This window comes from Romboutsia timonensis (assembly GCF_900106845.1).
GTDB classification, from domain to species: domain Bacteria; phylum Bacillota; class Clostridia; order Peptostreptococcales; family Peptostreptococcaceae; genus Romboutsia; species Romboutsia timonensis.
The window spans coordinates 38,299-52,876 of record NZ_LT629848.1; the positions used below are offsets into that span (position 1 = coordinate 38,299).

General features: G+C 29.7%; 15 protein-coding genes and 1 other annotated feature. All 15 genes read right to left on the reverse strand.

All coding sequences use genetic code 11. The features are described from left to right. Positions 1–113, reverse strand: a 113-nt coding sequence (locus BN7997_RS14990; RefSeq protein WP_143023143.1) for a GTP-binding protein, incomplete at its 3' end; no start/stop codon positions are given. Positions 114–185: 72 nt separating this feature from the next. Further along, positions 186–833, reverse strand: a complete 648-nt coding sequence (gene sigH / locus BN7997_RS01165; RefSeq protein WP_071119056.1) for an RNA polymerase sporulation sigma factor SigH — start codon at positions 831–833, stop codon at positions 186–188. Between the two features lie 60 nt (positions 834–893). Beyond that, a complete protein-coding gene (locus tag BN7997_RS01170; RefSeq protein WP_071119071.1) occupies positions 894–1,421 on the reverse strand; it encodes an NYN domain-containing protein in 528 nt (175 codons plus the stop codon). A gap of 4 nt (positions 1,422–1,425) precedes the next feature. Next, a complete protein-coding gene (gene rlmB / locus BN7997_RS01175) occupies positions 1,426–2,160 on the reverse strand; it encodes a 23S rRNA (guanosine(2251)-2'-O)-methyltransferase RlmB (protein WP_071119057.1) in 735 nt (244 codons plus the stop codon). Between the two features lie 12 nt (positions 2,161–2,172). Further along, positions 2,173–2,931 (reverse strand): FAD-dependent thymidylate synthase, encoded by a 759-nt coding sequence (gene thyX / locus BN7997_RS01180; RefSeq protein ID WP_071119058.1) that lies wholly within the window; start codon positions 2,929–2,931, stop codon positions 2,173–2,175. Positions 2,932–3,037: 106 nt separating this feature from the next. Further along, positions 3,038–3,433 carry a Mini-ribonuclease 3 gene (locus BN7997_RS01185; RefSeq protein ID WP_143023142.1) on the reverse strand — a complete coding sequence of 132 codons (396 nt, stop codon included), beginning with the start codon at positions 3,431–3,433 and terminating at the stop codon, positions 3,038–3,040. Between the two features lie 2 nt (positions 3,434–3,435). Beyond that, positions 3,436–4,833, reverse strand: coding sequence for a cysteine--tRNA ligase (gene cysS, locus BN7997_RS01190; RefSeq protein ID WP_071119060.1), 1,398 nt, complete (start codon positions 4,831–4,833; stop codon positions 3,436–3,438). A 135-nt stretch (positions 4,834–4,968) separates the two neighbouring features. Further along, positions 4,969–5,115 carry a hypothetical protein gene (locus BN7997_RS15705; RefSeq protein WP_195906786.1) on the reverse strand — a complete coding sequence of 49 codons (147 nt, stop codon included), beginning with the start codon at positions 5,113–5,115 and terminating at the stop codon, positions 4,969–4,971. A 314-nt stretch (positions 5,116–5,429) separates the two neighbouring features. Further along, positions 5,430–6,911, reverse strand: a complete 1,482-nt coding sequence (gene gltX / locus BN7997_RS01195) for a glutamate--tRNA ligase (RefSeq protein ID WP_071119061.1) — start codon at positions 6,909–6,911, stop codon at positions 5,430–5,432. A gap of 315 nt (positions 6,912–7,226) precedes the next feature. Further along, positions 7,227–8,942 carry a proline--tRNA ligase gene (locus BN7997_RS01200; RefSeq protein WP_071119062.1) on the reverse strand — a complete coding sequence of 572 codons (1,716 nt, stop codon included), beginning with the start codon at positions 8,940–8,942 and terminating at the stop codon, positions 7,227–7,229. An 87-nt stretch (positions 8,943–9,029) separates the two neighbouring features. Continuing rightward, positions 9,030–9,235 (reverse strand) — a binding site (T-box leader). 87 nt (positions 9,236–9,322) lie between these two features. Then, positions 9,323–9,802, reverse strand: coding sequence for a 2-C-methyl-D-erythritol 2,4-cyclodiphosphate synthase (gene ispF, locus BN7997_RS01205; RefSeq protein WP_071119063.1), 480 nt, complete (start codon positions 9,800–9,802; stop codon positions 9,323–9,325). Positions 9,803–9,815: 13 nt separating this feature from the next. Continuing rightward, a complete protein-coding gene (gene ispD / locus BN7997_RS01210) occupies positions 9,816–10,499 on the reverse strand; it encodes a 2-C-methyl-D-erythritol 4-phosphate cytidylyltransferase (RefSeq protein WP_071119064.1) in 684 nt (227 codons plus the stop codon). 96 nt (positions 10,500–10,595) lie between these two features. Beyond that, complete coding sequence (locus BN7997_RS01215) at positions 10,596–11,678, reverse strand: PIN/TRAM domain-containing protein (protein ID WP_071119065.1); 1,083 nt, start codon at positions 11,676–11,678, stop codon at positions 10,596–10,598. 87 nt (positions 11,679–11,765) lie between these two features. After that, positions 11,766–12,836 carry a DNA integrity scanning diadenylate cyclase DisA gene (gene disA, locus BN7997_RS01220; protein ID WP_071119066.1) on the reverse strand — a complete coding sequence of 357 codons (1,071 nt, stop codon included), beginning with the start codon at positions 12,834–12,836 and terminating at the stop codon, positions 11,766–11,768. Then, positions 12,836–14,212: a DNA repair protein RadA gene (gene radA / locus BN7997_RS01225; RefSeq protein WP_071119067.1), complete on the reverse strand. Its 1,377-nt coding sequence runs from the start codon at positions 14,210–14,212 to the stop codon at positions 12,836–12,838. The genes disA and radA overlap by 1 nt, the downstream gene beginning before the upstream one ends. Between the last annotated feature and the right edge of the window lie 366 nt (positions 14,213–14,578).

Consider the following 14,578-nt stretch of genomic DNA (forward strand, 5'->3'; position numbering starts at 1 on the left):
TCGTGTAATGTTTTTGTTATTGCAGCTGTTAATGTAGTTTTACCGTGGTCAACGTGTCCTATTGTTCCTATATTAACGTGTGGTTTATTTCTTTCAAATTTAGCTTTAGCCATTTTGAAATACCTCCTTGATTAATATTTTTAATTTATTACGCTTATAATAAGCTTATGGTAAGTATTTTACTATTAATCATTTCTGTTTTCAAGATGTTTTTCCAATTTTCTCTTCACTCTTTGAAGAGCATTATCTATTGATTTTACATCTCTTTTAAGCTTGTCCGCTATGTATTGATATGACTTACCATTTAAGTAGTATTCCACAACTTGTAATTCTAAATCACTTAACAATTCATTCATTTTTGATTCTATGTGTTTTAGTTCTTCTTTGCTTATTATAAGTTCTTCTGGATCTGTAACTATACTAGTTGCAATTATATCCAAAAGTGTTCTTTCTGATTCCTCATCATACACAGGTTTATTTAAAGATATATATGAATTAAGAGGTATATGTTTTTGTCTAGTTGCCGTTTTTATTGCTGTTATTATTTGTCTTGTTATACAAATATCAGCAAATCCTTTAAAAGAATTTGTTTTACTTGCATCAAAGTCTCTAACCGCTTTATATAGTCCTATCATTCCCTCTTGAATTATATCCTCTTTATCTGCACCTATTAAAAAATATGACTTTGCTTTTGCTTTCACAAAATTTTTATATTTTTTTATAATATATTCTAATGCTATTTTATCCCCTTTGCTTGCTTTTAATACTATGTCATATTCATCTTGTTGACTGTTATCTATCGATTCATAGAATTCATCATTAGCTACTAACATGTTTATCTCCCCCATCAAACATTTTCATAGCTTTATTATAATCTAACAAATTTAGTGTTTTCAACGGTTTCTACGAATGTTCTCAAGTTTCGACAATGTTTCCTTATCTAACCTATCTTCCAACCAATTTCGTTGAATTTTTTTATGTACGCTAGTATTTTTTTCCCTTATTTTAGACTTTGCATTTTCTAAATCTAGTTTTAATTCTCTAGAAGTTATTCTGCTTGCACCTTTACCTAATACAATTTGCTGCTCTGCATAATCATTAGTAGCAACCTTTACATCATCATATTTAGATAAAGATCCTATAAATTTCTCTATATAACTATCTGCAGTTTGGTACTCTTTTGTATAAACTATAGTTATATTTTTTCTTTTTTCTATTTTCTCTTTACAACTTTTTATATTATAGGCATCAAAAACTATTATACCTAATCTTCCTGTAAATTCAGCATATTCGATTATAGCATCTATCAATTTTTCCCTGGCATGCTCTAAATCTGATATAGCTATCTCCTTTAGTTCATCCCAGGCATTTATAATATTATAACCATCTACTATTAAATAGTCTTTTTTATTTCTTCTCATCAATTTACTTATTACCTGATCTTTGTTTAAATATCTCGTATAGTAGAATTCCTGCTGCTACTGAGGCATTTAATGATGTTACATTTCCTATCATAGGCATCTTAACAGTAAAGTCACAATTTTGTTTAACTAATCTAGATATACCAAAACCTTCACTACCTATAACTAATCCAAGTGCACCTGTAAGATTTTGTTCATAGAATGTCTGTCCATCCATATCAGCTGCAGCTATCCATAAACCTTCATCTTTTAATTTTTTTATAGTATTAACTATATTAGTAACCTTACAAACAGGTACATATTCAACTGCACCTGCAGAAGCTTTAGCTACTACTGGTGTTATATGTACTGACCTTCTTTTAGGTATTATAACTCCATGAGCACCAACTGCATCAGCTGTTCTTATTATAGATCCAAGATTGTGAGGATCTGTTATCTCGTCTAGTATTATGAAAAATGGATCTTCATTTTTAGCTTTAACACTTTCTATTAATTCGTCCAACTCCCAGTATTTATACTCACTTACTTGAGCTATAACACCTTGATGAGAGTGGCTAGTACTCACTTCATCTAATTTGTGTTTATCTACATATTGTATTACTATATTTTTTTCTTTAGCCATGCCTATTATTTTTTTGATAGAACCTTCTTTAGCCGAATTTGCTATCATTATTTTATCTATTTCTCTATCATTTTTTATTGCTTCTATTACAGGATTTCTTCCTTCTATTGTTGCCAAACTTTCCACCGCCTATAAATTTTTAAATTTTTCTCTTATTTCAACTATTTTACCACAAGTCATGTTACCTTCTGGACATGGTCCTTGAACACAGTTTGGTCCCATATTTCTAAATAATATCGGAGCTACTTGTTTTAATTGTCTTAACATTTCTATAGCTAACTCCCTTATTTCCCATTGTGCTCTTTCGCAACATCTGTGGTTTAAGAAATTATATAAACTTCTTACGTTCATAGTAAATACCATTTTTGTTTCGCAAGCATTAGGAAAAACATATCTAGCATCTTCTATTGCTTGCTTTTCTGCACTTCTTTTTGCTTCTTTCTCATTTTTTCCATTTTGTATTAATTTATTATAGTGTTTTTCAAATAATATTTCCACAAGCTTATCATAAGCTTCTTGATCTTTCTTCATTGTTTCTATGAATAGCTCTCTTGCCTCATCTATTTCATTTATATGGTGAGGAATTATGTATTCAAATTGATTTAACTTAACATATCTTTGACTTTGTTGTGAGTAACTAGCTATACGATGTCTCACTATTTGGTGAGAACAAGCCCTAGATATTCCCTCTACTGCAAATGTAAATGACACATGTTCCAGAGGAGATTCATGACCTATACTTATCAGCATATTTAAAAACTTATCTATGCTCTCTGGTGTTAAATTTTCTTCTATTTGGTCAACGCCAACTGCTGAATAACATAATTTGGCAGCCATTGATATAACTTTCTCTGGCTCTGGTGTATGAGATAATATTTTTACCTTCATTCCTAGTTCCTCCCTTAACTTATTTTATAAATATTATACATTAAAATCCCATAATTAAGAAAGAAATTAAGAAAAGTATTGCCTTATATAGCAATACTTTTCTTAATTACATATTAGCTTCAATGATTTTTATTCCTTCAGATATTATATATTCTAATCTTTCATAGTTTTTATCTAAATATAAATATCCGATTAAAGCTTCAAATCCTGTCGCATGCTTATAATCTATAATATCTGCATTTTTAGGAGAAGTGTGAGATTTTTGATTTCTTCCCCTCTTATAAATTCTTAGCTCATCTTCTGTTAATTGATCTTCTATATTGTGTATTATAGTAGCTTGAGCCTTAGCATTTACATATTTTACTGCTGACTTGTGAAGATCGTTAACTTTTTTATTTATATTCTTAGTTATTAGGTACTCCCTTATATGCGATTCAAAAACCGTATCACCTAAATATGCTAATACTAATGGAGACATAGTTATTAATTCTGTTCTATTCATAATTATACTCTCTTCCACTTTGTTCCTTGTCTAGTATCTTCTAATACTATACCTTTATCTAATAATTCTTGTCTTATCTCATCTGCTAATTTAAAATCTTTATTTTTCTTAGCATCTGCTCTTTTTTGTATTAGCTCTTCTATATCTTTATCTAAAATATCATCGTTTTTCTTATTTACTATATTTAAAACTCCAGTTAATTCATTGAATTTATCTAAGCACATCTTTGCAAATTCTAATGAAGATGTTTCATTTACATTTGTATTTATAAACTTTGATAATTCAAAAATAGCACTTACTGCATCTGCTGTATTTAAATCATCTTCCATAGCATTTATAAACTTATCCTTATAAGATTCTAATTCATTTATTAGTTCTTTTTCTTCATCTTTTATAGCAGATTCTGATAGGTTGCTTATAGTAAACTCTAATTTTTCCTTTGCATTATAAAGTCTTTCAAGTCCTGCCTTTGCTTGATTAAGCATTTCATCACTGAAATTAACAGGATTTCTATAATGAGCTGATAACATAAAGAATCTTACTATTTCTAAGTCATATTTCTTAGATATATCTCTTACTGTAAAGAAGTTACCTTTTGATTTACTCATTTTTTCATTATTTATATTTATATATCCATTATGAACCCAATAATTAGAGAATGTTTTTCCACTTCTAGCTTCACTTTGAGCTATTTCATTCTCATGGTGAGGGAATGCTAGGTCTTGACCTCCAGCATGTATATCTATAGTTTCACCTAAATATCTATTAGACATAACAGAACATTCTATATGCCATCCTGGTCTACCTTCTCCCCAAGGGCTATTCCATCCTGGTTCACCTTCTTTTTTAGACTTCCATAAAACAAAGTCCATTGGATGTCTTTTTTGACTATTTACTTCTATTCTTGCTCCAGCTTCTAGCTCATCTTGATTTTGTTTAGAAAGTTTCCCATATCCTTCAAACTTCTTAGTATCAAAGTAAACATCTCCATTTACTTCATAAGCATATCCTTTGTCCTCTAAATCTTTAACAAAGTCTATTATTTGTTGTATATTATCTGTAACCCTAGGATGAACATCTGCTCTTTGTATTCCAAGACCATCTGCATCTACAAAGTACTCATTTATGTATTTATTAGCTACATCTTCAGGGCTTATTCCTTCTTCATGTCCTCTTTTTATTATTTTATCATCTACATCTGTAAAGTTTTGAACAAATGTTACATCGTATCCTTTGTATTGTAAATATCTTCTTAATGTATCAAACATTATAAAAGGTCTAGCATTCCCTATATGTATATAGTTATATACTGTCGGTCCACATACATACATTTTTACTTTTCCTTCTTCTAATGGTATAAACTCTTCTTTTGTTCTAGTTAATGTATTATATAATTTCATACTTATCACCTCGCTATATTGTTATATCTTGCCATTATTATTTATATACTATATTATAATTTAAAATTTATTTAATTAATAGTATTACTATTATATCCTTAGTATAAAAAATTATCTTTATTTAAATATTATTTCCTACTCTTCTAAAAAAGACTTTTTATTTATGCTACACTTTTCAAAAGTTTCTTCACTTATTAGGTCTTCATTCTTTAATTGTTGTAATATATTTAAATAATCAGTGCATAATTTCTTTAACTCCTCTTTTACTTCCTCAACTACCATTGTTTTATCCTCCCTGAAACTATACTACCTAAAGTTATACTCAATCTACACACCTTAATATATTACTTTTATTTAGAACAAACTCCTTTACAAGTATACCCAAATCTTTTCATCAAATAACTACATAAATAAAATATACTTATCTAACTTATATCGACAACTATATATCCTAACTAATTCTTTAAATTAATATATTAATCAATTTTTAGATATATTGATATTACTCTAATTTATTAATTAGCAGATAAATTTAAAATACTCTAATATACTTATATATAAAAAAGTCCACTTAAAATTAGTGGACTTTTTATATACTATAAAACATTATTTTTTACATATTTTATTCTATTTAAGCAAGTTTCTTTTCCTAGAACTTCCATAGTTTTTGGAAGATCTGGTCCATGCATTTGACCTGTTAATATTATTCTTGATCCCATGAATAAGTTTTTACCCTTTATTCCATGTTCTTTTTGTATTTCTTTAAACATTGCTTTTACAAATGCTTCATCTACTACTTCAGCAGCTTCTACTTTTGCTTCTAATGCATCTATTAAAGTTGGTATATGCTCTAAGTTTAAGAATTCTCTACATTCTTCAGTTTCTAACTCAACAGTGTCTCCAAAGAATATATTAGCATGTTCAGTTATTTCTTTTACATATTGTAATTTTTCTTTAAGAACTGATACCATACCTTTTATAAATTCATATTTAGTTTCGGCTTCTTCTTCTGTTATAAATCCAGCTTCAACTAAGAATGGTATAGCTAAATCTGTTAAGTAGCTGTCATCTGCTTCTTTTACATAATGTTGGTTAACCCAGTTTAATTTTTCTGTATCAAATACTCCACCACTCTTAGATACTCTATCTATAGAAAATGCATTTTCTAATTCTTCCATTGAGAATATTTCTTGGTTGTCTTCTGGAGACCATCCAACTAATGCAACATAGTTTACTAAACCTTCTGGTAAGTATCCTTTTTTCTTGAAATCTTCAACTGCAACATCACCATGTCTCTTACTTAACTTTTTCTTTTCTTTGTTAAGTATGTTTGGTAAGTGTACAAATGTTGTTGGCTCCCATCCAAATGCTTCATATAAGTAAACATGCTTTGGTGTTGAAGAAAGCCATTCTTCTCCTCTTATAACGTGAGTTATTTCCATTAAGTGGTCATCAACAACTACAGCGAAATGATATGTTGGGAATCCATCAGTTTTTATTAATACTTGATCATCTAAGTCATTAGTATTAAATTCTGTTTCTCCTCTAACTAAGTCATTGAACTTTATAACGTGGTTTTCTGGTAATCTTAATCTTATAACGTATGGTTCTCCTGCAGCTATTTTAGCTTGTACTTCTTCTTCTGTAAGATCTCTACAGTGACCATCATATCTTGGAGTTTCACCAGCTTCTTTTTGCTTTTCTCTTACTTCATCTAATCTTTCTTTTGTACAGAAGCAATAGTAAGCTTTTCCATTATCTAATAATTCTTGTATATATTTTTTGTATATATCTAATCTTTCAGATTGTATGTAAGGACCGTTCTCACCTTTTTGAACTATATTACCATTTTCATCTAGCATAACACCTTCAGTGTGGTTAACACCAGCCCATCTCATAGCTTGAAGCATGTTTTCTATTGCACCTTCAACTAATCTTGTTTGGTCTGTATCTTCTACTCTTAATAAATACTCTCCACCCATTCTCTTTGCAAATAAGTAGTTATATAAAGCAGTTCTTAAACTACCTATATGTACAAATCCAGTTGGACTCGGAGCAAATCTTACTTTTACACTCATGTCTTTACCTCCTATAAATATCTATATGTATCTATAATATCAAAATAAGCCTTTATTGTAATGTTATTTTATCCAAATAATATAAAAAATTCGCTTTGATTGAGCGATGTGTCGGCGAAGCACTTCATTTCGCCAACGATATATACTTGCTTCCGCTACGGATACATCCGTTGCTCAAAATACAATTTATATTTTATCCAGATAATCTGTTGATAACTCACTTTTTATGAAAATTAAAATAGTATATATATCCACATTTTAACTTAAAATGTTAATAAGTTCGTGGATTATATATACTATTTAGTTATTTTGTAATTATCCTAACTTTATGTTATTTTTTACAAATTCAGCTTCAACTCTTGATTTTATCTCATCTAAAGATATTACTTCTTTTTCTTCAGACTTTCTTAATTTGAATTCTACTTTTCCGTCTACTATATCTTTACCAACAGTTATTCTCATTGGTATACCTATAAGTTCACTATCTTTAAACTTAACTCCAGCTCTTTCATCTCTGTCGTCTAATAATACTTCTACACCCATAGCTTGTAATTCATTGTATATCTTTTCAGCAGCTTCCATATGTTCTTCTTTCTTTATGTTAACAGGTACAACTACAACATGGTATGGAGCTATTGCTAAAGGCCATGTTATACCATTTTCATCATGATGTTGCTCTATTATAGCTGCAGCAGTTCTTTCTACACCTATTCCGTAACATCCCATTACTACTGGCTTAGACTTACCATCTTTATCTATGAAGTTACATCCCATAGCTTCAGAGTATTTAGTTCCTAACTTGAATATATGTCCAACTTCTACCCCTCTAGCTATTTCAAAGTGACTTCCACACTTAGTACACTTATCTTGCTCAGTTACATTTCTGAAGTCTCCTACTGTTCCTTCAAAGTCTCTTCCATAGTTAGCATTTTCTATATGGTACTCAGTTTTGTTAGCTCCTATTATTAAGTTTCTAGCATTAGCTACTTCGTTATCTATTAATACATAGTCAGCTTTTATTCCTATTGGTCCTGCAAATCCTATTTCTGCATTAGTTACAGCTTTTACTACTTCTTCGTTAGCAAGTTCGAACTCAACAACTCCACCTACAGCATTTCCTACTTTAGTTTCGTTTACTTCTCTATCTCCTCTTACTACTACTGCTACAGTTTTTCCATCTGCAACATATACTAAAGTTTTTGCAAACTTATCAGCTGATAATTTAAAGAAGTTTTCTAATTCTTCTATAGTGTGTACACCTGGAGTGTGTACTTCTTTTAATTCTTTCATTTCTTCAGTTGAAGGTTCTGCTACTACAGCTACTGCTTTTTCCATGTTTGCTGCATAATCACATCCGCTACAGAATACTATTTCATCTTCTCCAACTTCTGATTTAACCATGAACTCAGCTGAAACTGAACCACCTATAGCTCCTGTATCTGCTTGAACTGGGCTATTATCTAATCCACATCTTGCAAATATGTTTGTATATGCATCAAACATATCTTGGTATGACTTATCTAATCCTGCTTCATCTGTATCAAAACTATAAGCATCTTTCATTGTGAAAGATCTAGTTCTCATTACTCCGAATCTAGGTCTTCTTTCATCTCTATACTTAACTTGTATTTGATATAAGTTTAATGGTAATTGCTTATAAGAAGTTATTTCTTGCTTTATTAAATCTGTAAATACTTCTTCGTGAGTTGGTCCAAGACAGAAATCTCTATCATTTCTATCCTTTAATCTCATCATTTCTGCTCCCATTACATCCCATCTACCAGACTCTTTCCAAAGTTCTGCTGGTATAAGAGCTGAACAAAGTATTTCTTGACATCCTTTTTTATTTAATTCTTCTCTTATTATTTCTTGGATTTTATTGAAAACTCTTATACCCATAGGTAATTGGTTATACACTCCTGATGCCATTTTTCTTATCATACCAGCTCTTAACATTAATTGATGACTTGTTATTTCTGCATCAGCTGGAACTTCTCTTAATGTTGGCATAAACATTTTTGACATTTTCATATTACATTTCCTCCTGTATTTATTTATATTTTTTATTTTTAATAGTAAAAATTTTCCACAAAAAAACCTTCCGACTCTATACTTATGTATAGAGACGAAAGGTTGAATTTCCGCGGTACCACTCTAATTAGCCAAAAGGCTCTCTTTATGGGATATAACGGTCCCTACCGTAAAAACTTTTTACCGTTTTTAAGCTAAAAGACTGGTTCAAAGACTTCTTCTTAGAAACTTTCACCACCGTTTCCTCTCTGTAAAGATTTCATCTTTTACTATTTCTTAATCATTGCTTTAATTTATTATTTATGTATAGTATATACAATATATATTGTAATATTACTATTTAATCTTTATCTTATTTACTAATATTATATTATTTAATATTACTTGTCAACTTTAACTAATAAACAAATACTTTGAGCTGCTATTCCTTCTTTTGCTCCAGTAAATCCAAGCCCTTCTTCTGTCGTTGCTTTTACATTTATATTTTCTATAGAAGTATTTAATGCTTTAGCAATATTTTCTCTCATATTTTGTATATGAGGAGCCATTTTAGGACTTTGGGCTATTATAGTACAATCTATATTACCTATACCATACCCTTTTTCATTGATTAAATTATATACAAACTCTAATAATTTCATACTATCTGCGCCTTTATACTTCTCATCTGTATCAGGGAAATGCTTACCTATATCACCTAAAGCTAGTGCTCCTAATATAGAATCCATTACAGCATGTATCAATACATCTGCATCAGAGTGGCCTAATAATCCTTTTTCATGTGGAACATTTACTCCACCTATTATTAACTTTCTTCCTTCTACTAATTTATGTACATCATAACCTAATCCTACTCTCATGTTTGTCCTCCTACTAATCTTGAACTCTTAATATTTGACTTCCAATATTTAAATCTTCTTGCGTTGTTATTTTTATATTATTGTATGATCCTTCTAACATTTTAACCTTATATCCGATTCGCTCTACTAGCATTGCATCATCAGTTCCATAAAATTTATTTTTAAATGCATCTTTATAAGCATCTATAAGTATATTATAATCAAATGTTTGCGGAGTCTGAACTGCCCATAATACACTTCTATTTGGCGTATCTACTATATTTTTATCGTTATCTATAACCTTTATAGTATCTTTAACTGGTACTCCTACAACTATAGCCTTATGCTCTTTTGCTTCCTCAATACTTTTATCTATAATTTTATCAGATACAAAAGGTCTCGCCCCATCATGAATTAATACGACATCACATTTTTCATCTAATAACTTTAATCCATTATATACAGAGTCTTGTCTCTCTTTTCCACCATAAGCTATTTTTACATTTTTAAAATTATACTTATCTAGTATCTCTTTTTTAAAAAACTCAGATTCATCTTCTTTTACAACAACCACTATATCTTCTATGTTTGAATTATTATAAAATTTTTCAATTGTATAAGCTATAATTTCTTTTCCTTCAAGCTTTATAAATTGTTTATTAATTCCCATATTCATTCTACTGCCTGTTCCTGCAGCTACTATGACAACACCATTCATATTTGCACCTCTTATTAAATACTAAAGTTCTTATATTAAAGAAAGGTGCCTCAACATAAAGTAATTTATATTATGAGACACCCTCCTTAAAATTTATTAGTTTTTTGGTTTTCCAAATATCATTCTTCCTGCTGGAGTTTGTAGCACTGATGTAACTAATACTCTTATAGTTTCTCCCATATGCTTTTTACCTCCATCTACAACTATCATAGTTCCATCATCTAGATAAGCTATACCTTGACTATGTTCTTTCCCTTCTTTGACAACCTGAACAATCATTTCTTCTCCAGGTATTGCAACTGGTTTTATAGCATTGGCAAGTTCATTTATATTTAATACCTCAACACCTTGGAATTGAGCTACTTTATTTAAATTATAGTCATTAGTAACTACCTTACCGCCTAAAACCTGAGCTAATTTTAATAACTTACTATCAACTTCAGGAATATCATCAAACTTAGCTTCACTTATTTCAACCTCTATATCTAATTCCTTTTGAATTATATTTAATATATCAAGGCCTCGTCTTCCTCTAACCCTTTTTAAATCATCTGAGGAATCAGCTATATGTTGTAATTCATCAAGTACAAACTTAGGTATTATAAGTTTTCCCTCTATAAATCCTGTTTTACATATATCTGCTATTCTTCCATCAATTATGACACTAGTGTCTAATACCTTTGGTGGAATAGTCTTCCCTTCTTTTTTAGTACTTTTTTCTTTTATTGATGGTGATAGTCTAGATAATCTACTTATATTAAATAAATCATCCTTACTTTTTAAAGCTATTTTTATACCTAAATATCCCAAAAATCCATATGTAATAAATGTTAAAATTCCTCCTACTATAGGTATTGAATTTATTAAACCACCTAATAAATATGCTATAACGAACCCTATTATAAGACCTATAGAACCTAATAATATATCAGTTTGAGGATATTTTGATATTTCCTTATCCATAAGTTTAGCTATATATTTAAATCTATCTATAACCCAAGGTCCTATTATGTAGAATATAACTCCTATAATTAAACCTACTACTGCTGATATCAATATTGTACCCTTTTCTATTCCAAATAAAAGTACTGGAAATGTACTTGCTAATGATGAATATATGGTAAATCCTAAAACAAAACCAAATATACCTATCATTGCTCTTATTATTTTTTGTATCAAATTTTCACCCCCTGATTGTTTTGTTAATATTTACTTATTATAATCTATAATACCGCATATGTTCAAGAACAAAGTAGTAACGATTATTTATATATGCCTATCTAATAAAACTAACTGTTTCATTTTTATAAGTCCATTTTTAATATAAGTTGCTCTTATTTCACCTATTCCTTCAACATCATCTAATTCTTCTATTGATGCATTTAATATTTCCTGGAAATTATCAAAGTAATTTACTAAGTTTTCAATTATAGCTGATGGTAACCTATGTATCTTACTAAGTATTCTGTACCCTCTAGATTTTATAGTCATATCCATATTTTCTGAAAAACCACTATGACCTAATAATTTAGCCATATTAGTTAAATCCAGTAAGTCTTCAGATGAAAAACTTTTAATCCTTTTCTTAAATTCTGCCATATCTACATTCTTTTTACTATAATCTTTAAAAATAAGCTTTTGGTCCATTTTAGTTGTTCCCATTAACTCTTCTAACTGCATTTTTACTAGTGTTCCTTCTTGGCCAAGCTCAATTACATATTTCTCAATTATATTTGTTATTCTCATTACCATTTCCATCTTTTGTATAACTATTGCTACATCATATATCGTTACTAAATCATTAAACTCTAAAGCATTTAAGTTTATTATAGCTTCATCCAATACAGATTTATATTTTTCAAGAGTCTGTAATGCTTGATTCGCCTTAGTAAGTATTTTAGATATATCCTCTAAAGCATATTTTTTATCCCCTCTATATACTGTGATTATATTTCTCCTTTGAGATATAGCAATAACTATAGCCCCTGTTTGTTTAGCAACTCTTTCTGCAGTTCTATGTCTAGTCCCAGTTTCTGATGTTGATATTGAGTAATCAGGTATAAGTTGAGCATTCGCAAAAAGAATTTTCTTTGTATCACTACTTAAAACTATAGCACCATCCATTTTAGCTAATTCATATATATACGCTGGTGAGTATTCTGCATTTATACAAAATCCTCCATCTACTACTTCCATTATTTCTTCACCAGTTGCGATTACTATAAGCCCTCCTGTTTTAGCTTTTAGTATGTTATCTAACCCTTGTCTTAGTGGACTTCCAGGTGATATCATTTTTAATGCATGTATAAGATTTTTATTTCTTAGGAAATCCTCCATTATTCTTTATTACCCCCTAATACTATATTTATTGCTTGTCTTAGATTATCTACAGGCCAAATTTCTATACCTTTAGTATCTTTGACTGCTTCATAATTATTTCTTGGTATAACTATTTTTGTAAAACCAAGCTTTTTACACTCTGCTATTCTTTTTTCTATGAAGCTTACTGCTCTTACCTCTCCTGTAAGTCCAACTTCTCCTGTTACTGCTATTGTTTCATCAACTGCAACATTTCTAAAACTAGATGCAATAGCTATTACTATACCTAAGTCTATTGAAGGCTCATTTATTTTTATTCCTCCTACTATATTAAGATATACATCTTGATTTTGAATTTGAAGTCCTACTCTTTTCTCTAAAACAGCCAATAACATACCTACTCTATTATAATCAACACCTGTAGCCGTTCTTTTTGGTATACCATAACTTGTTGGTGATACTAAAGCCTGCATTTCAAGTAGCATCGGTCTTGTACCTTCTACAGTAGATATTATAACTGAACCTGCTACATCTTTTGGTTTTTCTGATATAAGTATTTTTGATGGATTTTCAAGTTCTACTAAACCTAAATCCCTCATCTCAAATACTCCTAATTCATTAGTTGAACCAAATCTATTCTTAACAGCTCTAACTAATCTATAAGTATTATATCTTTCTCCTTCAAAGTATAATACAGTATCAACCATATGCTCTAACAATTTAGGTCCAGCTAAAGAACCTTCTTTTGTTACATGTCCAACTATAAATGTTGATATACCCATTTTTTTAGATATTTTCATAAATTTCGAAGTTCCTTCTTTTATTTGGCTAACTGTTCCTGGTGCTGATGATATTTCTGGACTATATACAGTTTGGATAGAGTCCAGAATTATAAGATCTGGCTTTATATTATCTAACTGCGCTTCTATTAAACTTAAGTTATTTTCTGCAAAAATATATAAATTATCAGAATTAATTCCTAGTCTCTGAGCCCTCATTTTTATTTGAGATTCAGATTCTTCTCCTGATATATATAATACTTTTTTTCCTGAATTTGCAACATTGCTCGATACTTGAATTAAAAGTGTTGATTTTCCTATTCCTGGATCTCCTCCTACTAGTACTAAAGACCCTTTTACTATACCTCCGCCAAGTACTCTGTCTAGTTCATCTATACATGTTGAAAATCTTTCTTCTTCTTTTGTTTCTATGGAATTTATATTTACAGGTCTTGATGAAGATTTATCTATAATAAATACATCTTTATTCGACCCTTTTTGTTCTATTTCTTCTACTAATGTATTCCATTTTGTACACTCTGGACATCTACCTAACCATTTAGATGTTTCATATCCGCACTCTTGGCATACATATTTTGTCTTTATCTTTGCCATTTACAAATCACCCTTAATTTACTATTGTCTATTTAATTTTAACATATCTATAGTGTATTATGTAAATTATTATAAAATTAAAAATTTCGCTTCGCTCATTTCGCCAACGATGTATCCTTGCTCCCACTACGGATACATCCGTTGCTCAAAAATGTCATTTTTTACGTTTGTAAATTTATTGATATTACTTATATTCATATATTATCTATAAATTTTTTCATGATATAATTCCCTTATACATAAAAAATGACCTATAAATAGGTCACCTCAACTGACACCTAACGGTCGTCAGTTTTTTTGTATTCAAATTTTGCTCTGCAATTAGGACATACTAGTTCTGGCATAGGCTCATCTTCTAGCGGATCT

Excerpts from the sequence above, each read along its gene's own strand:
- disA (WP_071119066.1), bottom strand. The coding sequence starts at position 12,836 with ATGGAGGATTTCCTAAGAAATAAAAATCTTATACATGCATTAAAAATG.
- ispD (WP_071119064.1), bottom strand. The coding sequence starts at position 10,499 with ATGAATGGTGTTGTCATAGTAGCTGCAGGAACAGGCAGTAGAATGAAT.
- cysS (WP_071119060.1), bottom strand. The coding sequence starts at position 4,833 with ATGAAATTATATAATACATTAACTAGAACAAAAGAAGAGTTTATACCA.
- gltX (WP_071119061.1), bottom strand. The coding sequence starts at position 6,911 with ATGAGTGTAAAAGTAAGATTTGCTCCGAGTCCAACTGGATTTGTACAT.
- BN7997_RS15705 (WP_195906786.1), bottom strand. The coding sequence starts at position 5,115 with ATGGTAGTTGAGGAAGTAAAAGAGGAGTTAAAGAAATTATGCACTGAT.
- ispF (WP_071119063.1), bottom strand. The coding sequence starts at position 9,802 with ATGAGAGTAGGATTAGGTTATGATGTACATAAATTAGTAGAAGGAAGA.
- BN7997_RS01185 (WP_143023142.1), bottom strand. The coding sequence starts at position 3,433 with ATGAATAGAACAGAATTAATAACTATGTCTCCATTAGTATTAGCATAT.
- BN7997_RS01170 (WP_071119071.1), bottom strand. The coding sequence starts at position 1,421 with ATGAGAAGAAATAAAAAAGACTATTTAATAGTAGATGGTTATAATATT.
- BN7997_RS01200 (WP_071119062.1), bottom strand. The coding sequence starts at position 8,942 with ATGAAAATGTCAAAAATGTTTATGCCAACATTAAGAGAAGTTCCAGCT.
- sigH (WP_071119056.1), bottom strand. The coding sequence starts at position 833 with ATGTTAGTAGCTAATGATGAATTCTATGAATCGATAGATAACAGTCAA.
- radA (WP_071119067.1), bottom strand. The coding sequence starts at position 14,212 with ATGGCAAAGATAAAGACAAAATATGTATGCCAAGAGTGCGGATATGAA.
- thyX (WP_071119058.1), bottom strand. The coding sequence starts at position 2,931 with ATGAAGGTAAAAATATTATCTCATACACCAGAGCCAGAGAAAGTTATA.